Source organism: Sphingobium sp. ZW T5_29, assembly GCF_044987515.1.
Taxonomy (GTDB): Bacteria; Pseudomonadota; Alphaproteobacteria; order Sphingomonadales; family Sphingomonadaceae; genus Sphingobium.
This window is the reverse complement of sequence record NZ_JBJDRM010000013.1, coordinates 75,784-96,501: the sequence shown is the minus strand read 5'-3', so window position 1 is coordinate 96,501 and position 20,718 is coordinate 75,784. Positions and strand designations below refer to the sequence as shown.

26 protein-coding genes and 1 tRNA gene are annotated in these 20,718 nt (G+C 62.8%); 7 read left to right on the top strand and 20 right to left on the bottom strand.

The window, feature by feature from the left end; translation table 11 throughout:
- Positions 1-83: 83 nt before the first annotated feature.
- Positions 84-158 (top strand) — tRNA-Val (locus ACI3KQ_RS12510).
- Positions 159-714: 556 nt separating this feature from the next.
- Here ACI3KQ_RS12510 and ACI3KQ_RS12505 read toward each other — a convergent pair.
- The 5 genes from ACI3KQ_RS12505 to petA form a co-directional block, all read right to left on the bottom strand.
- A complete protein-coding gene (locus ACI3KQ_RS12505; RefSeq protein WP_404958111.1) occupies positions 715-1,338 on the bottom strand; it encodes a 5'-methylthioadenosine/S-adenosylhomocysteine nucleosidase in 624 nt (207 codons plus the stop codon).
- Positions 1,339-1,346: 8 nt separating this feature from the next.
- Positions 1,347-1,883 carry an adenine phosphoribosyltransferase gene (locus ACI3KQ_RS12500; protein WP_404958065.1) on the bottom strand — a complete coding sequence of 179 codons (537 nt, stop codon included), beginning with the start codon at positions 1,881-1,883 and terminating at the stop codon, positions 1,347-1,349.
- Positions 1,884-1,959: 76 nt separating this feature from the next.
- Positions 1,960-2,808: a cytochrome c1 gene (locus ACI3KQ_RS12495; protein WP_404958063.1), complete on the bottom strand. Its 849-nt coding sequence runs from the start codon at positions 2,806-2,808 to the stop codon at positions 1,960-1,962.
- Between the two features lie 18 nt (positions 2,809-2,826).
- Positions 2,827-4,146, bottom strand: coding sequence for a cytochrome bc complex cytochrome b subunit (locus ACI3KQ_RS12490; RefSeq protein WP_404958062.1), 1,320 nt, complete (start codon positions 4,144-4,146; stop codon positions 2,827-2,829).
- 11 nt (positions 4,147-4,157) lie between these two features.
- Complete coding sequence (gene petA / locus ACI3KQ_RS12485) at positions 4,158-4,724, bottom strand: ubiquinol-cytochrome c reductase iron-sulfur subunit (protein ID WP_404958060.1); 567 nt, start codon at positions 4,722-4,724, stop codon at positions 4,158-4,160.
- 204 nt (positions 4,725-4,928) lie between these two features.
- On the opposite strand from petA, the gene ACI3KQ_RS12480 reads away from it, so the two are divergent.
- From ACI3KQ_RS12480 to ACI3KQ_RS12470, 3 genes are read left to right on the top strand one after another with little or no spacing between them, the layout of a single operon-like run.
- Positions 4,929-5,387 (top strand): tRNA (cytidine(34)-2'-O)-methyltransferase, encoded by a 459-nt coding sequence (locus tag ACI3KQ_RS12480; RefSeq protein ID WP_404958058.1) that lies wholly within the window; start codon positions 4,929-4,931, stop codon positions 5,385-5,387.
- Positions 5,384-6,235: an oxygen-dependent coproporphyrinogen oxidase gene (hemF, locus tag ACI3KQ_RS12475; protein ID WP_404958056.1), complete on the top strand. Its 852-nt coding sequence runs from the start codon at positions 5,384-5,386 to the stop codon at positions 6,233-6,235. The genes ACI3KQ_RS12480 and hemF overlap by 4 nt, the downstream gene beginning before the upstream one ends.
- Positions 6,236-6,240: 5 nt before the next feature.
- A complete protein-coding gene (locus tag ACI3KQ_RS12470) occupies positions 6,241-6,840 on the top strand; it encodes a GNAT family N-acetyltransferase (RefSeq protein WP_404958054.1) in 600 nt (199 codons plus the stop codon).
- On the opposite strand, the gene ACI3KQ_RS12465 is transcribed toward ACI3KQ_RS12470, so the two are convergent.
- Positions 6,822-7,607 carry a hypothetical protein gene (locus ACI3KQ_RS12465; RefSeq protein WP_404958052.1) on the bottom strand — a complete coding sequence of 262 codons (786 nt, stop codon included), beginning with the start codon at positions 7,605-7,607 and terminating at the stop codon, positions 6,822-6,824. The two genes, ACI3KQ_RS12470 and ACI3KQ_RS12465, sit on opposite strands and share 19 nt — an antisense overlap.
- A 77-nt stretch (positions 7,608-7,684) precedes the next feature.
- Here ACI3KQ_RS12465 and lipB point away from each other — a divergent pair, with 77 nt between their 5' ends.
- The 3 genes from lipB (at position 7,685) to ACI3KQ_RS12450 (ending at position 9,536) form a co-directional block, all read left to right on the top strand.
- Positions 7,685-8,395, top strand: a complete 711-nt coding sequence (lipB, locus tag ACI3KQ_RS12460) for a lipoyl(octanoyl) transferase LipB (protein WP_404958050.1) — start codon at positions 7,685-7,687, stop codon at positions 8,393-8,395.
- Between the two features lie 58 nt (positions 8,396-8,453).
- Positions 8,454-8,744 carry a hypothetical protein gene (locus tag ACI3KQ_RS12455; RefSeq protein WP_404958048.1) on the top strand — a complete coding sequence of 97 codons (291 nt, stop codon included), beginning with the start codon at positions 8,454-8,456 and terminating at the stop codon, positions 8,742-8,744.
- 102 nt (positions 8,745-8,846) lie between these two features.
- Positions 8,847-9,536, top strand: coding sequence for a hypothetical protein (locus ACI3KQ_RS12450; protein WP_404958047.1), 690 nt, complete (start codon positions 8,847-8,849; stop codon positions 9,534-9,536).
- A 33-nt stretch (positions 9,537-9,569) separates the two neighbouring features.
- On the opposite strand, the gene queE is transcribed toward ACI3KQ_RS12450, so the two are convergent.
- The 14 genes from queE to ACI3KQ_RS12380 form a co-directional block, all read right to left on the bottom strand.
- The gene (queE, locus tag ACI3KQ_RS12445; protein WP_404958045.1) at positions 9,570-10,217 is read right to left on the bottom strand and encodes a 7-carboxy-7-deazaguanine synthase; all 648 of its coding nucleotides are present in this window, start codon (positions 10,215-10,217) and stop codon (positions 9,570-9,572) included.
- A 4-nt stretch (positions 10,218-10,221) separates the two neighbouring features.
- Positions 10,222-10,914, bottom strand: a complete 693-nt coding sequence (gene queC / locus ACI3KQ_RS12440; RefSeq protein ID WP_404958043.1) for a 7-cyano-7-deazaguanine synthase QueC — start codon at positions 10,912-10,914, stop codon at positions 10,222-10,224.
- 39 nt (positions 10,915-10,953) lie between these two features.
- Entirely contained in the window at positions 10,954-11,364 is a 411-nt protein-coding gene (locus tag ACI3KQ_RS12435; protein WP_404958041.1) for a DUF3617 domain-containing protein, read from the bottom strand.
- 144 nt (positions 11,365-11,508) lie between these two features.
- Entirely contained in the window at positions 11,509-12,417 is a 909-nt protein-coding gene (locus ACI3KQ_RS12430) for an Hsp33 family molecular chaperone HslO (protein ID WP_404958039.1), read from the bottom strand.
- A gap of 101 nt (positions 12,418-12,518) precedes the next feature.
- Positions 12,519-13,448 carry an ornithine carbamoyltransferase gene (argF, locus tag ACI3KQ_RS12425; RefSeq protein ID WP_404958037.1) on the bottom strand — a complete coding sequence of 310 codons (930 nt, stop codon included), beginning with the start codon at positions 13,446-13,448 and terminating at the stop codon, positions 12,519-12,521.
- A gap of 114 nt (positions 13,449-13,562) precedes the next feature.
- Complete coding sequence (locus tag ACI3KQ_RS12420; RefSeq protein ID WP_404958035.1) at positions 13,563-14,756, bottom strand: aspartate aminotransferase family protein; 1,194 nt, start codon at positions 14,754-14,756, stop codon at positions 13,563-13,565.
- Positions 14,757-14,886: 130 nt separating this feature from the next.
- The gene (gene fliS / locus ACI3KQ_RS12415) at positions 14,887-15,282 is read right to left on the bottom strand and encodes a flagellar export chaperone FliS (RefSeq protein ID WP_404958033.1); all 396 of its coding nucleotides are present in this window, start codon (positions 15,280-15,282) and stop codon (positions 14,887-14,889) included.
- Between the two features lie 18 nt (positions 15,283-15,300).
- Complete coding sequence (fliD, locus tag ACI3KQ_RS12410; RefSeq protein ID WP_404958031.1) at positions 15,301-16,701, bottom strand: flagellar filament capping protein FliD; 1,401 nt, start codon at positions 16,699-16,701, stop codon at positions 15,301-15,303.
- Between the two features lie 94 nt (positions 16,702-16,795).
- Complete coding sequence (locus ACI3KQ_RS12405) at positions 16,796-17,266, bottom strand: hypothetical protein (RefSeq protein ID WP_404958029.1); 471 nt, start codon at positions 17,264-17,266, stop codon at positions 16,796-16,798.
- Positions 17,267-17,345: 79 nt separating this feature from the next.
- On the bottom strand, positions 17,346-18,485 hold the full coding sequence (gene flhB / locus ACI3KQ_RS12400) for a flagellar type III secretion system protein FlhB (protein WP_404958027.1): 1,140 nt from the start codon (positions 18,483-18,485) through the stop codon (positions 17,346-17,348).
- Positions 18,485-19,267 carry a flagellar biosynthetic protein FliR gene (gene fliR, locus ACI3KQ_RS12395; RefSeq protein WP_404958025.1) on the bottom strand — a complete coding sequence of 261 codons (783 nt, stop codon included), beginning with the start codon at positions 19,265-19,267 and terminating at the stop codon, positions 18,485-18,487. Before fliR ends, flhB begins: the two co-directional genes overlap by 1 nt.
- Positions 19,264-19,536: a flagellar biosynthesis protein FliQ gene (gene fliQ / locus ACI3KQ_RS12390; protein WP_167302142.1), complete on the bottom strand. Its 273-nt coding sequence runs from the start codon at positions 19,534-19,536 to the stop codon at positions 19,264-19,266. Before fliQ ends, fliR begins: the two co-directional genes overlap by 4 nt.
- 118 nt (positions 19,537-19,654) lie before the next feature.
- Entirely contained in the window at positions 19,655-20,449 is a 795-nt protein-coding gene (gene fliP / locus ACI3KQ_RS12385) for a flagellar type III secretion system pore protein FliP (RefSeq protein ID WP_404958022.1), read from the bottom strand.
- Positions 20,439-20,702, bottom strand: coding sequence for a flagellar biosynthetic protein FliO (locus ACI3KQ_RS12380; RefSeq protein ID WP_167302144.1), 264 nt, complete (start codon positions 20,700-20,702; stop codon positions 20,439-20,441). Before ACI3KQ_RS12380 ends, fliP begins: the two co-directional genes overlap by 11 nt.
- Positions 20,703-20,718 lie beyond the last annotated feature (16 nt).

Here is a 20,718-nt window from a genome sequence, read left to right as displayed (position 1 = left end):
TGGCCTGTCCAGAAGTTTAGCGCGAGGCATGCAATTTCAGGCTTGCGCCACCCCCCACCCCCCGCTATTGGCCCAACTCCCGTGGGCGTGTAGCTCAGTGGTAGAGCACTGTGTTGACATCGCAGGGGTCGCAAGTTCAATCCTTGCCACGCCCACCATCGAAAACCCCGTCAGGCCTGGCGCCTGGCGGGGTTTTTGTTTGCCTGGATCGGACGGCAGACCAAGCCTTGCCCACGACTTTTCTGGGCAAATTCTGGGCATGCAAGCGCCGGGCGAACCCAGCGAAATCCCGATTCGTTCGTGCATCGCAGACCAGCTTGTGCAGAGCGCAATCAGGAAGGGGCTAGAGCATCGTGCGCAAAAGTGGGAACCGGTTTTGCGCTTAAAAGGATGCGATAACAAAAAACTAGAGCGCGCGACCTGCGTCCGATTAAACGCAGCGCGATCTAGTATGTTTGTCCCGGCATTTGATGGTGCGGGATGGTGGCCTGCAGGGCGTAGAGGCGGTCGTCGAGCGGCAGGCAAAACCAGAAAGCAGAAAGCAGAAAGCCCCATCTGACCACCAATGAAATCCAAAACATGACCTTCGGGCGGGTCCGTTCCGGGTGGAAAACCGGGACCACTTCCCAGCGGCAATCAACAGTCATCCCGCACTAAGTGGAGAGTTTCAACGGCCCGATGCGTGACGAAAGCACAAGTGGGAGGAGACAAGCTCTACTCAACCAGCAGGTCCACTGCCCTCGCCAATTGTTCGTCGAGGTGGGCGAGCAGACTGCTCCACCCATGCATATCGACCAGATCGCCGGGGCCGTCGGATATGCCGCGCAGGCCCATCAGTGGCACGCCGAACCGCTGGCACGCGCGGGCGATGGCGAATGTTTCCATGTCGACCATGTCGGCGTCGATCAGCGCGTAATCATCGCCACCCACGATATTTGCGCCGGTCGACAGTCGCGCCGTTGGCAACGGTAGTGGCGCGTGGAGCGGGATGTCGACGGGATGGTCGGTGAAGGGGGTTACGCCCCTGGCAAAGCCTAACCGCGAAGCATCCATGTCTCGCCACGATACGGTTGAAACCTGATAGACCTGCCCCAACGCGCAGCGGCGGGACCCCGCCGATCCCAGCGAGACGACCAGGTCGGGCAGTTCCCCGCCCTCGTTCATGCGGTGCAGTACCAAGCTAGTGGCGATCGCCGCTTCCACAGGGCCGACGCCGATCAGCGCGGGGGTGATGCGTTGGCGTAGATGGGGACCATATTCATCCTCCACCGCCATGAGGAAGAGGACGCGCTGTCCTGCGAAGCTGGAGCAACTGGCTTTGGGCGACGGGCCGGGCATGTCGTCGGTCAATGCCCGTCGAAAGCAATGATGGCAGAGGCAGAGACGCCGTCGGCCTTCAACGCGGCCATGCCGCCAAGGTCGGGCAGATCAACGGCAAAGAGCGCCATCAAGACACTGGCCCCCTGCTCTCGCAAAAGCTGCGCCGCTGCCAACGCAGTCCCGCCGGTCGCGATCAGGTCATCCACCAGCACGACCCGCGCACCGGCCGGTATCTGTCCTTCATGCAGTTCAAGCCGGTCGGCGCCATATTCGAGCACATAATCGATGCCGACCGTCTTGCCCGGTAGCTTGCCCGCCTTGCGCACCGGCACGAAGCCTGCCCCAATCGCGTGGGCAAGCGCCGCGCCCAGGATGAACCCGCGCGCTTCGATACCCACGATGAATTGGGGATCGAGCGGTTGGGCAATTCGCGCCATCCGCCCGACAAGGTCGGCAAAGCCATGCGCGTCAGCGAGCAGGGTCGTGACATCCCGAAACTGGATTCCGGGTTTGGGAAAGTCGGGGATGGTGCGGACCAAAGCCGCCAGTTCGTCAGCTTTCATAATATCCCACGAAAAAGGGCCCGGATCCCGTCAAGAATCCGTGCCCCTTTTTCTTGCACCACTTGGCGCCCAGCCGTCAGGCAGCCTTTTTCTTGTCCGCCCAGATATTCTGGTAGGACATATAGGCCAGAGCCGTGGCGATCAGCAGGAAGACGATGGTCGCCAGACCCGCCCGGCGGCGGTTTTCCAGCTTCGGTTCGGCGGTCCAGGTCAGGAACGCGGCCACATCCTTCGACATCTGATCGACCGATGCCTTAGTCCCGTCGCCATAGGTCACCTGGCCATCAGCCGTCAGCGGCGGCGCCATCGCGAGGTTCAGGTTGGGGAAATAGGGGTTGTAGTGCAGACCTTCGGGCGTTTTGGCGTCCGGGAAATGCTTGATCAGTTCGGCAGGCTGGTTCTGATAGCCCGTCAGCAGCGAATAGACATAAGCGGTGCCGTCGTGACGTGCCTTGGTCATCAGCGACAGATCAGGCGGGATCGCGTTGTTGTTCGCCGCCGCCGCCGCGACATTGTTCGCGAAGGGCTTGGGGAAATAATCCGCCGGAACCGGCTCACGCGACGACATTTCGCCCGTCTTGGGATCGACATCAGGCGTCTTGATCGCCCACTGCTTGGCGATCGCCTTGATCTCCGCTTCATTATAGCCAATGCCGGCGAGATCGCGGAAGGCCACGAACTTCAGGCTGTGGCAGGCCGAGCAGACTTCCTTGAAAACCTGGAAGCCGCGCTGCAGCTGCGCCCGGTCGAACTTGCCCAACGGACCGTCGAACGAGAATTCCGCATCCTTGGGATGTTTGTGGAACTCATGCTCGACCGTCTTGGCGGGCGGCTCGGAGACATATGCCACCGCGCCGACCAGGAAGGAGATCAGCAGCCAGCCAGCAAAGAAGAGGCCGACGAGGAATGCGCCGATGCGAACCATGTTACTCTTATCCCCCTCTTAACCGGCGTTCGAAGGCTGCGGATCTGCGCCCATGCCGGGAAGCGCGTCCTGTTCGCCCTTGATATTATGGCGGTTGAGCACGGATTCAGTGATCGAGCCCGGCAGCGGCAACGGCCGTTCAAAGCGCGAGATCAACGGCAGGATGATCAGGAAGTGCGCGAAATAATAAGCCGAGGCGATCTGCGAGATCATCACATAGGGTTCTTCCGCCGGAGCACCGCCGCAATAGCCCAGGACGAGAACGTCCGCGATCAGGATCCACCAGAACTTCTTGAACGTCGGGCGATAGTTGCCCGAACGCACCGGCGACGTATCAAGCCAGGGCAGGAAGAAGAGCAGCAGGATCGATGCGAACATCGCCAGCACGCCCAGCAGCTTGGCTGGAATGAAGAAGAAGTCGACGGTGAAGGCACGCAGGATCGCGTAGAAGGGCCAGAAATACCATTCAGGGACGATGTGCGCAGGCGTCGAAAGCGGGTTTGCTTCGATATAGTTGTCCGCATGGCCCAGATAGTTGGGCGCGAAGAACAGCAGGATCGAGAAAAGGATCAGGAACACGCCAGCGCCAAAGCCATCCTTCGCCGTGTAATAGGGATGGAACGGCACGGTGTCCTGCGGACCTTTGACTTCCACGCCCGTCGGGTTCGACGAACCGGGAATGTGCAGCGCCCAGATGTGCAGGATGATGACCGCAGCGATCACGAACGGCAGCAGGAAGTGCAGCGAGAAGAAGCGGTTCAAGGAGGCATTGCCTGGAGCAAAGCCGCCAAGCAGCCAGGTCTGGATCGGTTCACCCACGATCGGGATCGCGCCGAACAGGCCCGTAATCACCTTCGCGCCCCAATAGGACATCTGTCCCCAGGGAAGCACGTAACCCATGAACGCGGTCGCCATCATCAGAAGGAAGATGACCAGGCCAAGCAGCCAGACCATTTCGCGAGGCGCCTTGTAGGAGCCGTAGAAAAGGCCGCGGAAGATGTGAAGATAAACGACGATGAAGAAGAAGCTGGCGCCGTTGGCATGCGCATAACGCATCAGCCAGCCCGCATTTACGTCGCGCATCGTCTGTTCGATGCTGCCGAAAGCGACCAGCGTGTTGGCGCCATAATGCATTGCCATGATCACGCCGGTGACGATCTGGATCATCAGCGCGAGACCCGCGAGGACGCCGAAGTTCCAGAAATAATTGAGGTTGCGCGGCACCGGGTAACCGGCGCCAACCGCGTTGTAGACGAAGCGCGGAAGCGGCAGCTTCTCGTCAATCCACTGCGTCAGTGGGTGCTTTGGCGTGTAATGCTCAGCCCAGGGAAAGCTCATGGTTTCTTACCTCAGCCTACAAGAATGGCAGTGTCGGAAGTGAAGGCGAACTTCGGCACTTCCAGATTCTTGGGCGCGGGGCCCTTACGGATACGGGCCGCCGTGTCATAGTGCGAACCATGGCAGGGGCAGAAATAACCGCCGAACTCGCCCTTGTTCTCACCTTCGCCAGCGCCGAGCGGCACGCAGCCCAGATGGGTGCAGACGCCCATGGTAACGAGCCACTGCTTCTTGCCGTCGACGGTGCGTTCCGCCAGGGTCTGCGGGTCGCGCAGTCCACCAGCATCGACCTTGTCGGCTTCCGCTATTTCCTTTTCCGTCAGGTGGCGCACGAACAGCGGTTGCGCGCGGAACGTGGTCTTGACCGCTTGTCCCGGCTGGATCGCCGACAAGTCGACCTCCGTCGAAGCGAGCGCCAGCACGTCCGCGCTGGGGTTCATCTGATCGATCAGCGGGATGACGACGGCAACCGCCCCCACACCTGCAAAACTGACCGCGGCAATGTTGATGAAGTCGCGGCGGCGCACTCCATCTTCGCCAGCTAAACCTTGGCTATCCGTATGTTCAACGCTCGCCATGCATATCAACCCTTGCAAAGACGTCCCTGTCACCCACCACATTGCCGTTGCCGGCTATGATTATCAGGAAAAGGCACCCATGGTAACGGGCCCCGCCTTCCCCCTGGCGTGGTTCGCGGGCCTGATAGCCGCAGGATGCCGTCTTTGCCAACAGCAATTTGGCCAAGCCTATGACAATTTGCCCTGCTGCATTATGGGCGGGGCATGCGTATTGCCCTTTATCAACCCGAAATTGCCGGAAATGTCGGCGCGATATTGCGCCTGGCAGCCTGCTTTTCCGTGCCTGTGGACATCATCATGCCGACCGGATTCGCCTTTTCCGACGCACGACTGAAACGGGCCGCCATGGACTATGGCGCGGCGGCGGAAGTGACTCGCCACGCCAATTTCGAGGCTTTTGACGAAGAGCGCCGCGCCAGGGGGCGCCGCCTGGTGTTGATGAGCAGCCACGCGTCCGAGCCGCTGCCCAGCATGCGGTTCCAGCCCGACGACGTGTTGTTGATGGGGTCGGAAGGCGCGGGCGTGCCGGACGCGGTGCGCGATCTGGCCGATGTGCGCGTGCGCATTCCGATGGCGCCGGGCTTTCGGTCCTTGAATATCGCCGTTTCCACGGGCATCGCGGTTGCCGAAGCCCTTCGCCAGACTGGACAGTTTCCGCAATGACCATCATCCTTGATCACCAGCAGCAGGCCGCACGCGACTGGTTCGAATCACTGCGCACGCGCATCTGCGCCGAGTTCGAGGCGATCGAGCGGGAAGCGGGAAGCGATGCGTCCTTCACATTCACGCCATGGGACCGGGAAGCGCCGGGCCTGACGCCGGGCGAAGGCGGCGGCGGCGTTCGTGGCGTCATGAAGGGCAAGATTTTCGAGAAGGTCGGCGTCAACGTATCGACAGTATCGGGCGAATTCGCGCCGGATTTTGCCAGGACCATCCATGGCGCGGATGAAAATCCGGCCTTTTTCGCCACGGGAATCAGCCTGGTCGCTCATATGGCCAATCCGCATGTCCCCGCGGTGCATATGAACACACGTTACCTGCGCACCGCCAAAAGCTGGTTCGGGGGGGGCGCGGACCTTAATCCGCCGCTGCCGCGCGACGACGATACGGGCGAGTTCCATGCCGTGCTGAAAGCGGCCTGCGACGCGCATGATCCCGACTATTATCCCCGGTTCAAAGCGTGGGCGGACGATTATTTCTACATCCCCCATCGGCAGGTCCATCGCGGGGTGGGCGGCATATTCTACGACCATCTGGAGGGGGAGTTCGATGCGGGCTTCGCTTTCACGCGCGCGGTGGGCGACGCATTTCTGGCGGCATTCCCGCCCATCGTGCGCCGCAGGATGCACGACAGCTGGTCGGAAGCGGATTATCGCCAGATGCTGGAGTGGCGCGGTCGCTACGCCGAATTCAACCTGGTGCACGACCGGGGCACGTTGTTCGGGTTGAAGACCGGCGGCAATGTCGATGCGATCCTGATGAGCCTGCCGCCGATGGCCAGCTGGAGCTGACATCCATGCCGCTGACACCCGTCGCAAATGATCAGATCGCGACGATCGTGACTCATCTGGAAATGCGGGCAAGGCCGATGCCCGCGCCGATCCCGCCCGCGCCGCTGCGCCTCAAGCCCTGGAAGGCGCCGCCAGCCGACGCCTATCGCGCGCTGTTTCGCCGGGTGGGTGAGCAGTGGCTGTGGTTTTCACGGCTGGCGATGAGCGATACGGAACTGGCGGCCATCCTCCATGATCCTGCGGTGGAGGTCTATGCCGTCACCGACCCTCGCGGGGTGGAGGTGGGTTTGCTGGAACTGGATTTCCGCGCAATGCCCGATTGCGAGTTGGGTTTCATCGGCCTTATCCCCGAACTGGCCGGCAAGGGTTTAGGCAGATGGCTGATGGCGCAGGCCAAGTCGCTGGCCTGGCGCAAGGGCGTCGAGCGTTTCTGGGTGCATAGTTGCACGTTGGACAGCCCGGCGGCCCTGCCCTTTTACATGAAGTCAGGCTTTGTGCCGTTCGCGCGGGAGATCGAAACCTTCGCCGATCCGCGACTAGCAGGATATCTGCGGCCCGACGCCGCGCCGCACGTGCCTATGCTGGGTCAGGCCCCTTCGGCCTGACGGTAAAGGCGGGCGAGCATCACCAGCATATAGACCTGCAACAGGGTCGACACCGCCGCAGCGGCGATGCCGCCCGACAGCCGCGCAGCTTCCGGGCCGCCGACCAATCCGCCGATCACGCCGAAGATTGCCTGCGCGGCGGAACCCACGATGGCCGACAGCAGGGTGAGGATGAGGATGAAGCCCAGCAGTCGCCAGAAATGACCGCGGGTCAAGGCCCAGCTATGGCGGAGCGAGGCCATCACCCCCGCATCGCCGTCGATCACCACCGGGTTAAGCAGCAGCAGCCGCACGCTGACGAACAGCATCATGCCGCCAACCGCGACGCCCAACAGCGTTGCGAGCGCGGCGGCCAACGGCTTTGCCACCAGCGACAGTACGACCACCACAATGGCGGCCACGGTGATCGCCGCACCCAGCAGGCCGACGACCAACAATGCGGTGCCGAGCAGAACGGGCAGGCGCGCGAGGCTGAGCCGCAGCGCTTCCTGCACGCTGATGCCGGGGCGCAGGGCGAGCGCGAACAGGGTCAGGGACCCGAACCAGATAAGTATGACGCCCAGCAGCACCGCCAGCCAGAAGCTGACTGGGACATCGGGAAACGCGTCTTTCATGGTCCAGCTGGCGAGTTCGGGCGGTGTCATTTCCTGAACGATCAGGCCGGGCAGCGCGACGAAGAGCAGCGCAACCGGGAACAGCAGGCTGCGTTCGCGCGCGACGAAGGCCACTGTTTCTTCCCATGCCTTGCCAATCGACATCACTGCCATATCTTCATGCCCTGTTCTTCACCGGAAAATCGGGGAGGAGACTTGATCGCTCGCTTCGCCCAAGTCAAGGAAACGCCATGGCATCGCCCCCTCCCCACGCCGCTGCATCAGACGCGACCGACATTGAATGGCGGATGGACCGCGATCTGGTCGATTATCCCGTGGCGCTACGCGACATGGAAGAGCGGGCGGCGGCGATCTTCGCCGGTGAAGCGAGCGAGCGCGTCTGGCTGCTGGAGCATCCGCCGCTTTACACGGCGGGGACGAGCGCCAACCCGGCGGAACTGATCGATCCGCGTTTTCCGGTTCATGATGCGGGGCGCGGCGGGCGCTATACCTATCACGGGCCGGGACAGAGAATCGGCTATCTCAACATCGACCTGCGCGATCGCGGCAGGGATGTGCGCAACTTCGTCCATCATCTGGAGGGATGGATGATCGACGCGCTGGACGAGCTTGGCATCGCAGCGCGGCGGGCCGAAGGACGGATCGGCATATGGACGGATGACGCCCAGGGCCGCGAAGCCAAGATCGGCGCGTTGGGCATCCGGGTGCGGCGCTGGGTCACGCTGCACGGATTTTCGATCAACGTCGATCCCGACCTGTCGCATTTCGGAGGCATCGTGCCGTGCGGGCTGGCCGAATATCCGGTGACCAGCATCGCCGCATTGGGCAAGCCCGCATCCATGGCGGCGCTGGATGCGGCGTTAAGGGCGCATTTCCCCACCTTTATCAGCCGACTGCGCCGCTGTGGCGCGGGGGTTGAGCAATGTGGTGACGGCGGCTAGGGTCTGCGCCTTCGCCAGGTGGGGGGCCGCCGGGCGCGATATGCTTTAGGAGACCTGGATGCGCGGGGACGCAACGACCATCTTGACTGCTTTACTGCTGGGCGGATGCACGATGCTGACGGCATGCGGCGGGGAAGAGAAGAGCAGCAACACGGTGCAGATGAAGGATCTGGAAGTCGTGGACGGCACGACGACCGACGCGATGACCGACCTGGACGGCGTGCAGAGCGATGCTCCGTCGCCCGTATCGTCTACCGCGCCAGCCGCCAATGCCGCCGCTGCCGCCGACAGGCAAGAACCCGCGGCCAACACGGCGCAGGCGGATACGGAGCTTTTGTCGGATCAATAATATCGCAGCGGCGTTCAGGCGCGATATAGGCGCGCGCCTGCAGACACCAGAATATGGGACACGGGCCGCGCGGGCCGGTGGTTCCGACCAAAAGGGGAAGTCATGACATCTCGTTCCACATTGCGGCGTATCGGTTCGGCTCTGGCCCTGTCCGCCGCGACGATGATTGCACAACCGGCGGCAGCGCAGTTTTTCTGGTCCCCGCCTGACTTTTCCGCCCCCGCGCTGACGGACGCCACGGCGGCCACGGCGCTGGGCCTGCCGGGCGCGACGGCGGATGAAATCCGTGCGGGTCTGGTGTGGAACCTGCGGGCAGCGCTCAACGTCGCGGCGCTCCAGTGCCAGTTCGAACCGACGCTGCTGTCGATCAGCAACTATAATGCGATGATCGCGCACCACGACCGAGAAATGGACTCGGCGCAGGCGACCCTGCTGGGTTATTTCCTGCGGACCGTCGGCAAGGGCAAGCCGGGACAGGCCGCGTCGGACCGATATGGCACGCGCATCTATTCAGGCTATTCAACCGTACAGGCGCAGCGCGGTTTTTGTCAGGCCGCAGCAGAGGTTGGGCGGCAGGCGATATTCGCCGACCGCGGCGCATTGCACGAAGTCGCGCGCACCGGACTGGCTTCGATCAAGAAGTCGCTGGTCCTGGCGGGTGAGCAATTTTATGGCGACCCCGGCCGCAGCTATTCGTTGAAGCTGCCGTCGCAGGACAAGAAATGCTGGAAGAAGAACCAGCTGCGTCCCAATTGCCAGGTTACCTACAATCAGCAGATCGGGGCGCAGTAAGGCACCGATCACGGCCCGGCTGGCCGCCAGCCTTTAGCGCAGACCCAGATATTTGTGGGTTTGCAGGCTGAGCCGCCAGCGGGGTCGCTCCATCACCAGGTCCATGGCGGCCTGCACATTGGCGGCCGCGTTGGGATCGTCGAGCGGCTGGACCAGCAGATGGTCGAAAGCCCAGTCCTCCATTGCTTCGACATCGGCCAGGCTATGGCCAAGGCCGGGTTGAGGCCAGACCAGCTTCAATTCATTACCGGCGCGTTGCACGACGTCGCTTCCCGCCTTCGGACTGATGCACACCCAGTCGATCGCCGGATGCGCCGGAATCGTGCCGTTGCTTTCGATTGCGATGGTGAAAGCCCGCGCATGCAGCGCATCGATAAGGGCGTCATCGATCTGGAGCATGGGTTCGCCGCCGGTAATGACGATATAGCGCCCCTCCCCGCCTGTGCCCCAAAAGGCCAGGGCCGCGTCGGCGAGCGCGGCGGCATCGGCAAATTTGCCGCCGCCATCACCATCGGTGCCGACAAAGTCCGTGTCGCAAAACTGGCAAACCGCCTTGCGCCGATCCTCTTCCCGACCAGTCCACAGGTTGCACCCGGCGAACCGGAGGAAGACGGCGCGGCGGCCGCTGTGCACGCCTTCGCCCTGCAACGTCAGAAACATTTCCTTGACGGCGTAGGTCATCGGGTCAGGGCTTTGCGGCGTAATCGGTAGGATCGGGCAGGCCCGCTTCCTCAAAACCCTTCGACCGCAGTCGGCAGCTGTCGCACAGCCCGCAATGCCGATTGCCGGGCGCTGGATCATAACAGGACCAGCTCAACCCCGCGTCCAGGCCCAGCCGCTGAGCCTCCCGCACGATGTCGGCCTTGCTCATATGCTGGAGCGGTGCGTTGATGCGCAGCGGGCGCCCTTCCACGCCTGCTTTGGTCGCCAGGGTCGCCATCTTCTGAAAGGCGTCGATAAATTCGGGGCGGCAGTCGGGATAGCCCGAATAATCGAGCGCGTTGACGCCGATGAAGATATCACTGGCGCCCGAAACCTCTGCCAGGCCCAGCGTGAGCGACAGGAATATCGTGTTGCGCGCCGGGACATAGGTGATCGGGATGCTGGACCCCACGCCGCCTTTGGGAACTTCCAGGTCAGCGGTCAGCGCGGAACCGCCAAAGGCGGTGAGGTCGAGCGGCAGGACGATATGAGACATGGCGTTGAGCGCCGCCGCAACCTTCGCCGCGGCCTGAAGTTCGACGCGATGACGCTGATTATAATCGATAGTGAGCGCAAGCACATGATAGCCAGCTTCGCGCGCGAGCCCGCCCGCGACCATGGAGTCCAGTCCGCCCGAAAGCAGGACGACAGCGAATTTTCCCTTATTGGCAACCATGTCCCCGCGCTAACAACCCGCGCCGCACTGTGCAAGCGATCAGCGGCAGGCGCCAATCCGCCGCGCTTCCATATCGACCGCGAAGGGCGCGCCATTGGCAATGCCCTGCGAACGGACCTGTGCCAGCCGAGGGGTTTCGACGCGAAGGTCGGTCCGACCGCTGCCCGCGCCACCGCAATCATAGCTGACGGAAAGGCGCGTCGCGCTTTGTTCAAGCGTCAGCTGTTTGCAAGTGGCGCGCGGATGACGGAGTTGAACCAACTGGCGCAAGTGGGAAAGGCAGAGCTTTCGCGGGCTGTCGCTTTCGCGCTCGCTGCCCCTTTCCCGCAATTCCCATTCGCCCGGCTCCACGCTGACAGCCGTCGGAGCATGCAGCGCCAGTGCGATGGCAGGCGACGCCAGGACCAGCATCGCAAATGCGCATGTCGTGGCGCGCAGACCGGTTGTCATTCCTTAGCCCCCATCATCAGCGAAGCGCACTGGGTCCGCCGGAGCATCATCCGGCATTGCGCCATGATGCACCCGAAATGCGGCCATTTGATGCGCAGCCCCCGCTGACGCAGCAACCCCCTGCAAAATCGCCCGAACTTGGTGTCAGCCTTCCGCGAAACTGTCCAGCAAAACCGGGAATAGCCGCGAACAGAAGGCGCAATCGACCCCGATCACGCCATTATCATCCGCCATTTCCTGGCGCTCACTGGCGGGGAATCGGCCTATGACACTGCGAATATGGTCGATGTCGCAACGACATCCCTTGGTCAGTTCCACCGGGTCAGTGACGCGCACTACATCTTCTTCGTGGAACAGCCGCCACACGATGTCGGTCAAAGGCAGCGCCGGATCCGTCAGTTCCCCGTCTTGCAGCGTCACGGCAAGGGCCTGCACATGTTCCCATTCGGGGTGGTCGTGGCGGGTGTGCAGCCGATCCCGCCCCACCTCGCCTTCCGGCAGATGCTGGAGCAGCATGCCAGCGGCCAGGCACCCCTCGCCCGCTTCATGCCGGGTCGCGATATGCACGACGCTGGGGATTTGTTCAGACTGGAAGAAATAATGTTCCGCCGCGCTGGCCAGCGAATCGCCATCCAACGGCACAATGCCCTGATAGCGTTCACCCGTTACCGCCTGGTCGAAGGTGATGGCCAGATAGCCCTTGCCGAACAGGCCGAACAGCGTCGGGTCAGGGCCGAGTTCCGCCAGGCGATCCGCGTCGAACTTGGCGTAGCCACGCACTTCGCCGCCCTTATAGTCGGCGACGAGCAGGCTGACGACGCCGCTTTCGGTCTGCGCCTGCAGGGTGAGCTGGCCGCCTGCATCCTTGAGCGTGGTGCCCAGCAACGCGGCCAGCACCAGCGCGGAGGCGAGCAGCCGTTCGATCGCCGGAGGATAGGCGTGCGCGGCAAGCACATCGTCCAGCACCGGCCCCAGCCGCAAGATGCGCCCGCGCGCATGGCGGGACGGAATGGTGAAGCCCAGGGCCTGGTCGATATGGGCGGATGAGGTCAAGGCAAGCTCCGTTTGACCCGCTTTGCAGGCGGGGAATATGCAACGTCCGCTGCTTTAGCGCGCGGTCGGTTCGCTGCTAGATAGGAACATGTCCGGCAAACTCAACCGAGACGGCCGGCGGCCCACAGCAGCACTGACTTTTGCCCATGGATGCGATTTTCCGCCTCATCCCAGATGAGCGACTGTGGCCCGTCAATCACCTCGGGCACCACTTCTTCGCCGCGATGGGCGGGCAGGCAGTGCAGGAAGCGGGCGTCAGGGCGTGCATGCGCCATCAGGGCGGGCGTCACCTGATAGGGCATCATCGCCTTGAGCTTTTCTTCGGCATGCGCCTGGCCCATGGAAATCCATGTGTCGGTGACGAGGACATCCGCGCCCGCGACGGCGGCCACCGGATCGCGAGTCAGGGTGACACGGGCGCCCGCCGCCTGCGCTTCATCGGCAAAGGCGGCGTCCGGTTCATAGCCTTCGGGTACGGCAACCCGGACATCGAACTTCAGCAGACCGGCAGCCTCTATGATCGAATGGAGGACATTATTGCCATCGCCCAGCCAAGCCCATTGGCTGCCCGGCAGCGCCAGGCCATGTTCCACCACGGTCAGCAGGTCCGCCACGATCTGGCAGGGATGGGACAGATCGGTAAGGCCGTTGATCACCGGGACGGTCGCATGGTGCGCCATCTCCTCAATCTTCGCATGGTCGTCGGTGCGGATCATGATCATGTCGCACATGCGGCTGAGCACGCGGGCGGTATCGGCCACGGTTTCGCCCCGGCCCAGCTGGCTGGTCGCGCCATCCAGGATCAGCGACGATCCGCCCAGCTGGCGAATGGCCATGTCGAAGCTGACGCGGGTGCGTGTGGAATTCTTTTCGAAAATCATCGCCAGCGTGTGCCCGGCGAGCGGCGCGTCGGCATCGGCCCGTCCCTTGGGCTGACCCCGGCGCGCGGCCTTGCGATCGATAGCGTCGGTCAGCATCGCGGCGATGGCTTCGCCGCCTGCGTCGGACAGGTTCAGGAAATGTCTGGTCATATTACCCTCATTCTCCTTGCCACCGTTCGTTTCAAGCGTGTCGGAATGCGCTGTGTTCCGCTTGTCGACTTGGCTCGAAGCGAACGGGGGGAGTTGCTGGTCGAATGGCTGGTTTCAGGCCGCCTCGGCCGTGCCGAAGCTGCGCGCGCCAGCCGACAGTTTTTCGATGCACTCGGCGATATGGCTTTCATCGATCACCAGCGGCGGCAGGATGCGCACGACATTCTGCCCCGCCGAAACAGTCAGCAGGCCATGATGATCGCGCAGATGCGCCACGAAATTGCGAGCGTCGTGGCTGTCCTTGAGCTTGACGCCCAGCATCAGGCCCATGCCGCGCACATCTTCGAACATGTCATGGTTGGGGATCAGCTGTTCGAGCGCCGAACGCAGCCGCGAACCCATCGCCTTTACATGGTCAAGGAAACCGTCGCCCAGCACTTCATCCAGCACCGCCATGCCGACCGCCATGGCAAGCGGATTGCCGCCATAGGTGGAGCCGTGGGTGCCGAAAACCATGCCTTTGGCCGCTTCTTCGGTTGCGAGGCAAGCGCCCAACGGGAAGCCCGCGCCGATGCCCTTGGCGACCGCCATGATGTCGGGCGTCAGGCCATATTGTTCATGTGCGGAAAAGGTGCCGGTCCGGGCATAGCCGCACTGAACCTCGTCCAGGATCAGAAGCAGCCCCTGTTCATCGCACAGCTTGCGCAGGCCCGACAAAAACGCCTTGGTCGCGGGAGTGACGCCGCCTTCGCCCTGCACCGGTTCCAGCAGGAAGCCCGCCGTGTCGCCATCGACAGCCGCGATGGCCGCTTCCAGATCGTTGAACGGCACCACCGTAAAGCCGGGAAGCAAGGGTTCGAACCCATCGCGCATCTTGGGCTGGCTGGTCGCGGAAATCGTACCCAGCGTCCGCCCATGGAAAGCGTTGTCGAACGCGATGATCCGGTGCCGGTTCGGCTGCCCGTTGACATAGTGATAGCGGCGCGCGGTCTTGATCGCGCACTCCACCGCTTCCGCGCCCGAATTGGTGAAGAAAACCGTGTCGGCAAAGGTCGTGTCGACCAGGCGCTGAGCGAACTTTTCCCCCAGCGGCATGCCATAGAGGTTGGATGTGTGCATCAGCGTCGCGGCCTGATCGGCAATCGCTTTCACCAGCCGGGGATGACCGTGGCCAAGGATATTGACCGCGATGCCGCTGGCGAAGTCGAGATAACGCTCGCCACGCTCGCCGATCAGATAGCAACCCTCGCCTCGCACCGGGCGGACGTCGCACCGGGGGTAAACGGGCATGAGCGGCGTGATCGACATGAGGCCCTCCCTTGGCTGGGCTGATACAAAAAAGTCCAAAACGCAAAAAGGCGGCCCCCGCCGGGCCGCCCTATGCGAGCAATGCCTATAACCAAGCCGCCAGAGCGGTGCAAGTCTTGCTAAAGCGCCCTCAGCCGATCTGGCCCCACGCGTCGGCGATCTCCGCAATCATGTCGCGCGCCTGTTCGACCGGCTGGGGATCGCGCTCCTTTGCGCTGACCAGCAGAAGGCGGCGCGCTTCCCGGTAGATCTGGGCGAGGCCCATGGCGACATCGCCGCCGCGATCAAAATCCAGGCTGGATTCCAGCGCGATCAGGATCGACATGGCGCGCGCCTGCTTGTCGGACACTTTGAGCCGATCATTGTTGCGTTCGGCCAGCCCGGTCGCTTCCAGAGCGATCAGCAGTTCGTCGAACAGCACCTTGACCAGTGCATGAGGGGTCGCGCCTTCGATGCGGCTGCCCGAATGAACGGCCGCATAGCCGCGCGCCGCGCGATTGCCTGCATAGCCCTGACTATAGAACATGATTGAAGACCCCTGTTATCAATTGTCGCTCTTGTTCCACATGGCGACCTGTTGTTCGAGATAGCTCTGCGTGGCCTTGAGCGCGGAAAGGCGCTTGTCCATCGCACTATAAACCTTTGAAAGCTGTTCCTGATAATCAGTCATCTGTTCGTTCAGCTTTTCCAACTGATCGGCCAACGACTTGCCCAGCTTTTCATATTTGCTTTTGGCCGAGGCCAGCGGACCGTCCTTTTGCAGGATCGCATCGCGCACGCCGTCCATCAGTCCGGCGAGACCCGGCGTCGTGGCCGACTTGACGGTCGGATTGAGCATCTGGGTGATCGCGGCAGCGTCGGCAGACAGTGCCTTGTCCAACACAGCCGTATCCAGCTTGAGCGTGCCGTCCCGGTTCGTGCTGACGCCGATGGACGACAGGGTGGCGTAGGTTCCCGTAGGCGTCAGCACCGCTGAGGTCATCTGCGAAAGCTGGCGCTTCATGTCACGGATCGACGTTTCGCCGTTGAGCACGCCCGCGCTGGACGAATCCGCGCCGGTCGAAGTCGCGGTGTTCAGCGCCTTCATCAACGTGTTGTAGGCGTCCACGAACTCAACCATCAGGTCGCGCATGGTCGTGGTGGGTTCGGTCGTGGCCAGGGTGACACTGGTGCCGGGCGCGGCCTTGTTCAGGTCGATGCGCAGATTGGCGATCGCTGTGTCGATCGTGTTGCTGCTATAATATTGTTCGACCCCATCCAGGCGGATGATCGAATCCTGCGCCTGAACCTCGCGCGTCATGCCCCCAGCCGCTCCGTCCCAAGTGAAGGCGTCGAGCGCAGTGTTGGCCGATGTGTTGGTGAAGGTGAAGCTGTTCGCCGCCCCGGTCGCGCCCTTCATGACCAGGCGCGTGCCCTGATTGTCGGTGATCACGCTGGCGGTTACGCCGGTGCCCGCCGCGTTGATCGCGTCGGCCAGGTCAGAATAGGTGGCATTGGCGGCGAGCGTGATGGGAACAGCGGCGGCGCTGCCCACCTGAAGCGAAAAGCTGCCATCGCCGATCACCGTCGCTGCTGTCGCGCCCACGGCTGGAGCGGACGCAATGGTCTGCGCGGCGGCAAGCTGGCGCACCTCCAGCTGGGCAGGCAGGCGTGGCGTGCCGCCGGGCAGAAGGCTGACGGCGGCAATGCTGGGATCATTGGAGGCAGGCGTTCCGGCATAGCCGGTGCCGGCGAGCAGGCTATTGAGCGCGTCCGCAAAGCTGTCCAGGGAACTGGAGGCCGAAGCCAGCGCGGATATGCGCGCATTGTTCAGGCTCTGGCGGTCGGTGATCATCTTCTGCTTGGGATCGCGCGCGGCGCTCACCAGGCTGGAGACCAGTGCCGACGTGTCGATTCCCGAGCCAATGCCCAGAGCCGTCGAAATGCTGCCGCTTACCGAGGTCATCCACCGTCCTTTCAGAAGTGAGAACGGCGATAGGAGAAAGACCTTTAGGAATGATTTTCATTGAGCGCGAAAGTTCGTCCGCAGACGGTCCTTCTCAATATCCTGACGAAAGAATCTGGTCGACCGCTCCGCGCTTCAGATGCGCCTGTGCGGCATGGGCATAGCTGGCCTGCTCCGCGATGCGCTTGCCCAGCATGACAGCGCTTTCAACAGCTTCCTTCGATGCGGGAGGCAGCGGCACCAGGATGATCGGCGTGGGCAACATGGTTTGAATCGCCGCGTCCGCCGCCTCGACCGAAACTTCGCCACCATAGGCCCTGAGGTCCGCCAGAATGTCGGCGACGCGCGCATGCATTTTCGCATATTCGGCCGCGCTGGCGAGATCATCCTCGGAGACTGAAGTCGCCGCGTCGCCCGGCGGATGCTGCCCGCCCTGGCCGTTACCATGCTGCATGGCAGGCCGCTGGTTGGCGGCGATTGACTGGACTGCGGACACGGGCGACGGCGACCGGGGTGAAACCCGATCAACCCGCGTTAGCTCGTTCCGCGACATATATTCGTTCATGACGCACCATCCTAATGCGTCCCCATGAACAGAGTACGGCGATCAATGCCTAAGATTTAGTTCACCCTGAGAATATTTTTCAGAGCTTGCGGCCGTCCGCGTCGAAACGCAGGTCGTCGGGCACATTGATGAAGGGCCGGTCCATCTCGCTCGCCATCCGATTTTCCACGCGGAAGACGAAGGCCAGCACCGTGGCGACGGCCATATACAGCCCTTCGTTGACGATATGGCCGGGCCGCGACGTGAAGTAGATGGCACGAGCAAGATCAGGATATTGCAGCACCGTCACGCCATTCTGGTCCGCCAGATCGCGAATGGCCGCAGCTATGGCGTCGCAACCCTTGGCAACGACGACGGGCGCGGCGTCCTGCCCCGGCTTGTAGCGCAGGGCGACCGCGAAATGGGTGGGATTGGTGATGACGACGCTGGATTCGGCCACGGCCTGACGCGTCGACCCGCTGAGCACTTCGAACTGACGGCGACGGATCTGGCCTTTCAGCTCTGGCGACCCTTCGCTTTCCTTATGTTCGTCCTTGATGTCCTGCTTGCTCATGCCCAGCCGTTTGGACCGCTGCATAATCTGGCTAGGCACGTCGATGCCCGCGATCACGAACAGGCCACCCGCCATGATGAGGCAGGTCATGATGAACATGTTGCCCAGGTCCGACATGGCAGGGGCGATGCCCGCCTTGCCAAGGCCGATGATGGCGGTCAGCCGATCCCAGATCACCCAGACGCCGATCGATCCCAGCAAGCCGACCTTGGCGATCGATTTGAGCAGTTCGATCAGGCCCTGCATGCCGAACATGCGCTTGAGACCGGCGGCGGGGTTGAGTTTCGACGCCTTGGGCGCGAAAGCCCCTGGACGGAAGCCAAGCGAGCCGAGGATCGCAGGACCGGCAATCGCGGCGAGCGTAGTCGCCAGCAATATGCCGCCCACCGGCAGGGCGATGCCGGTCAGCAGGCTCATGCCACGGGCAGCGGGCGCAAAGTCGGTAATGTCCTCTCGCCGGAAACGCAGCGCCTCTATCAGCATTTCCGACAGGGAATCGACAACCGAGGGTCCGGTAATCGCGATCCAGCCGATGCCCGCCATCACCACCAGCGCGGTCGCCAGTTCCTTCGACTGAAGGATGTCGCCCTTCTTGGCGGCGTCCTGCAATTTCTTCGGGGTTGGCTTTTCGGTCTTTTCGCCGCCGCCGTTGCTGTTGCCCGACATCAGCGGCCCTCCGCGATGGACTGGGCCTGATCCAGCCCGGCCTTGAGAGACGCTGTCAGACCTTCACCCATGACGGGCGCGGCGACCGCGAGCAGGATGAGGCCCGCCATCAACGCCACCGGCATACCAACCGCAAAGAGGTTGAGCGAAGGGGCGCTGCGCGCCAGCATGCCCATGACGATTTGAACCAGCACCAGCGCAAAGCCGACCGGCAGTGCGACCGTGACCCCCGCACCCAGTAGCGATCCGCCGAACTGCACGAGGCTCCACACCGCTTCGTTGCTGAGCATCGCGCCGCCGGGGGGCAGCGCCTGATAGCTTTGCACCACGAAGCTGGCGAGCATCAGATGGCCGTCCATGCCCAGCAGCAGGAAGGTGGCGAGGATCGACAGGAAAGTGCCAATCGCCTGCGTCGTCTGGCCAGAGGAAGGATCGACCATCGCAGCGAAGTTCAGGCCCATGGCATTGCCGATCGCCTCCCCAGCGACGAAGGCGGCGGCATAGCCAATCTGGACCGCAAATCCCATGGCAAGGCCCGCGAGCACTTCGCCCGCGACGAGCATGACACCCTGAAAGCTCGCCACACCGTCGGTTGGCAGCTGGATGGTGACACTGTTGAGCGCGGCCATGCCAAGCGCGAGCGAAAGGATGAAGCGCAGCGGCAACGGCACAGCCGGTGCGCCGAACACCGGGGCCGCGATGAACGCCGCGCCGGGCCGGATCATGGCGATGAGCCAGACCCACAGCTGCGTTTCGACGTTCGCGAAGCCCGGCGCGATCATTGGAGGAGGTCCGGGATCCGTTCGAAGATTTCACGGGTAAAGTCGGCGATCAGCACCATGATCGAACCGCCGAACAATGCGAGCATGCCGCCAACGACGATGATCTTGGGAATGAAGCTGAGCGTCTGTTCATTGACCGACGTCGCGGCCTGCACCATGCCGATGAGCACACCAGCGATCAGCGCAGGAATCAGCACCGGCGCGGCGGCCAGGGCCGTAATCCAGAGCGCCTGCTGGGCCAGGCCCATGAAGAAATCGGCATTTTCCATTTTTACGCCGGATCCAGGAAACCGTTCGGGCTGAACTGGTCGAAGCCCTTCACTTCCAGAACAGAAGATAAAGCCTTCGACAGGCTCAGGGTGAACGGAGGATAGGGTCGCTTACCCCTCATGTCGCGAACGACCCCGCCAGGCTGCCCATCGTCAGCGCCCATCCGTCCACCAGCACGAACAGCAAGAGCTTGAACGGCATGGAAATGATGGTCGGTGACAACATCATCATGCCGAGCGCCATTAGCGTGGAGGCGACCACAAGGTCGATGATGAGGAAGGGCAGAAAGATCATGAAACCGATCTGGAACGCGGTCTTGAGTTCCGACGTCACGAAGGCGGGCAGCAGGATGGAAAAGGGAATGTCGGCAGGGGAGCGAAATGCGGGCGCTTCGGCAAGATTGGCGAAAAGCTTAAGGTCGGTTTCGCGCGTCTGCTTCGACATGAAGCCATGCAGAACCTTGGCCGAACGGCCGACGGCTTCCTCTATGCTGATCTGCCCCTTCCCATAGGGGTCGAACGCCTGGGCGTTGATCGTGTCGATCGCCGGGCGCATCACGAACAGCGAGAGAAAGAGCGACAGGCCGACCAGCACCTGGTTTGGCGGGGTCTGCTGAAGGCCGAGCGCCTGGCGCAGCAGCGACAGGACGATGATGATGCGGGTGAAGCTGGTCATCATGAGCACGAGCGACGGCAGGACCGTCAGCAGGCTCATGAGGATGAGGATTTGCAGCGACAGCGACAGCGGGCGGCCATCGCCCGAAATCGCGCCCATCGCGCGGGTCAGCGCGCCGCCATTGTCGACCGGTGCTGCAGGAGCCGCCTGCGCGGCCGCCTGCGCCAGCGCGGGTTCCGCCAGCAACAGGCCAGCGGTCAGCGCGAGCCCACCGATCAGCAGCGCCTTAGCGCGCACGGTATGGATCGCCTTCCGCGATCTTTTCGATACGGCCACGGGTGACGGACAGCAATATCTTCTTGCCTTCGAATTCGACGACGGCGAGCTTGCCGAAAGTGCCGAGCGGCAGGGCTTCGAGCATCTTGAGCGAGCGGCCATCCTGCCCGACCATCAGGCCGGGCTGATATTTGCGCCAGAGCCACAGCGCCCCAAAAGCCATGCCGCCGACCAGCGGCAGAAGGATCAGCAGTTTGACGAAATACCAGAACATGGGGCGGGTCCGCGAT

Bases quoted from the DNA above. Each gene is read 5' to 3' on its own strand.
- ACI3KQ_RS12505 (WP_404958111.1), bottom strand. From the start codon at position 1,338: ATGCCCGGCCCGTCGCCCAAAGCCAGTTGCTCCAGCTTCGCAGGACAG.
- ACI3KQ_RS12500 (WP_404958065.1), bottom strand. From the start codon at position 1,883: ATGAAAGCTGACGAACTGGCGGCTTTGGTCCGCACCATCCCCGACTTT.
- ACI3KQ_RS12495 (WP_404958063.1), bottom strand. From the start codon at position 2,808: ATGGTTCGCATCGGCGCATTCCTCGTCGGCCTCTTCTTTGCTGGCTGG.
- ACI3KQ_RS12490 (WP_404958062.1), bottom strand. From the start codon at position 4,146: ATGAGCTTTCCCTGGGCTGAGCATTACACGCCAAAGCACCCACTGACG.
- petA (WP_404958060.1), bottom strand. From the start codon at position 4,724: ATGGCGAGCGTTGAACATACGGATAGCCAAGGTTTAGCTGGCGAAGAT.
- ACI3KQ_RS12480 (WP_404958058.1), top strand. From the start codon at position 4,929: ATGCGTATTGCCCTTTATCAACCCGAAATTGCCGGAAATGTCGGCGCG.
- hemF (WP_404958056.1), top strand. From the start codon at position 5,384: ATGACCATCATCCTTGATCACCAGCAGCAGGCCGCACGCGACTGGTTC.
- ACI3KQ_RS12470 (WP_404958054.1), top strand. From the start codon at position 6,241: ATGCCGCTGACACCCGTCGCAAATGATCAGATCGCGACGATCGTGACT.
- ACI3KQ_RS12465 (WP_404958052.1), bottom strand. From the start codon at position 7,607: ATGGCAGTGATGTCGATTGGCAAGGCATGGGAAGAAACAGTGGCCTTC.
- lipB (WP_404958050.1), top strand. From the start codon at position 7,685: ATGGCATCGCCCCCTCCCCACGCCGCTGCATCAGACGCGACCGACATT.
- ACI3KQ_RS12455 (WP_404958048.1), top strand. From the start codon at position 8,454: ATGCGCGGGGACGCAACGACCATCTTGACTGCTTTACTGCTGGGCGGA.
- ACI3KQ_RS12450 (WP_404958047.1), top strand. From the start codon at position 8,847: ATGACATCTCGTTCCACATTGCGGCGTATCGGTTCGGCTCTGGCCCTG.
- queE (WP_404958045.1), bottom strand. From the start codon at position 10,217: ATGACCTACGCCGTCAAGGAAATGTTTCTGACGTTGCAGGGCGAAGGC.
- queC (WP_404958043.1), bottom strand. From the start codon at position 10,914: ATGGTTGCCAATAAGGGAAAATTCGCTGTCGTCCTGCTTTCGGGCGGA.
- ACI3KQ_RS12435 (WP_404958041.1), bottom strand. From the start codon at position 11,364: ATGACAACCGGTCTGCGCGCCACGACATGCGCATTTGCGATGCTGGTC.
- argF (WP_404958037.1), bottom strand. From the start codon at position 13,448: ATGACCAGACATTTCCTGAACCTGTCCGACGCAGGCGGCGAAGCCATC.
- ACI3KQ_RS12420 (WP_404958035.1), bottom strand. From the start codon at position 14,756: ATGTCGATCACGCCGCTCATGCCCGTTTACCCCCGGTGCGACGTCCGC.
- fliS (WP_404958033.1), bottom strand. From the start codon at position 15,282: ATGTTCTATAGTCAGGGCTATGCAGGCAATCGCGCGGCGCGCGGCTAT.
- fliD (WP_404958031.1), bottom strand. From the start codon at position 16,701: ATGACCTCGGTAAGCGGCAGCATTTCGACGGCTCTGGGCATTGGCTCG.
- ACI3KQ_RS12405 (WP_404958029.1), bottom strand. From the start codon at position 17,266: ATGAACGAATATATGTCGCGGAACGAGCTAACGCGGGTTGATCGGGTT.
- flhB (WP_404958027.1), bottom strand. From the start codon at position 18,485: ATGTCGGGCAACAGCAACGGCGGCGGCGAAAAGACCGAAAAGCCAACC.
- fliR (WP_404958025.1), bottom strand. From the start codon at position 19,267: ATGATCGCGCCGGGCTTCGCGAACGTCGAAACGCAGCTGTGGGTCTGG.
- fliQ (WP_167302142.1), bottom strand. From the start codon at position 19,536: ATGGAAAATGCCGATTTCTTCATGGGCCTGGCCCAGCAGGCGCTCTGG.
- ACI3KQ_RS12380 (WP_167302144.1), bottom strand. From the start codon at position 20,702: ATGTTCTGGTATTTCGTCAAACTGCTGATCCTTCTGCCGCTGGTCGGC.